At 61.2% G+C, this 619-nt stretch carries 1 pseudogene; it reads right to left on the bottom strand.

Features of this window, described 5'->3' with window-relative positions:
* Nucleotides 1–525: pseudogene (locus DPM33_RS35700) on the bottom strand (transposase); the annotation flags it as partial.
* Between the last annotated feature and the right edge of the window lie 94 nt (nt 526–619).

Raw genomic sequence — 619 nt, 5'->3', positions numbered from 1 at the left:
GGAGCCAGGCCGCGCAGCCGCTTGCCTTTCGGCCCCCAGCCGCGCAGCGGAGCCATGTTGGTCTTGATCCAGGTCTCGTCGATGAAGACCAGGCACTGCGGATCGAGGCCTGTCTGCCAGGATCGCCATCGCTGGCGCCGACGGGCAATATCGGCACGTGCCTGTTCAAGGGCGAACAGCGTTTTTTTTGAAGCTCAGCCCCTCGCGGCGCAGGAATTGCCATACCGCATTGTGCGAGACCTTGACCCCGCGATCGGCCAACTCATCCTTCAGACCGTGCAGCGTCAGATGCGGCGTCTCACGCATACGTGCCTCGATGAAGGCACGGTGCGGCTCCAGCACCCTCTTGCGATGTCCACCCATCTTGCCAGGCGCTATCGAGCCGGTCGCCTGATGGCGCTGCAATAACTTCACCGCCGTTGAATTCGCAATACCGAACCGCTTGGCAGCTGACCGGCGGCTCTCGCCGCTCAAAACAGCCGCCACAACCCGCTCGCGCAGATCGTCGGAAAGAGGTCGAACCATCTGATGCTGGCCTCCAATCCAGCCAGCATCTTGAATCACAAATCCAACCGAGCGGGAATCCCTTCCGATTCAATCAAGCGGTGAAACGCTCTAG

Origin of the sequence: Mesorhizobium hawassense (genome assembly GCF_003289945.1) — a bacterium.
Classification (GTDB): domain Bacteria; phylum Pseudomonadota; class Alphaproteobacteria; order Rhizobiales; family Rhizobiaceae; genus Mesorhizobium; species Mesorhizobium hawassense.
The sequence above is the reverse complement of the archived record's forward strand: the minus strand, read 5'-3'. Positions and strand labels throughout refer to the sequence as shown.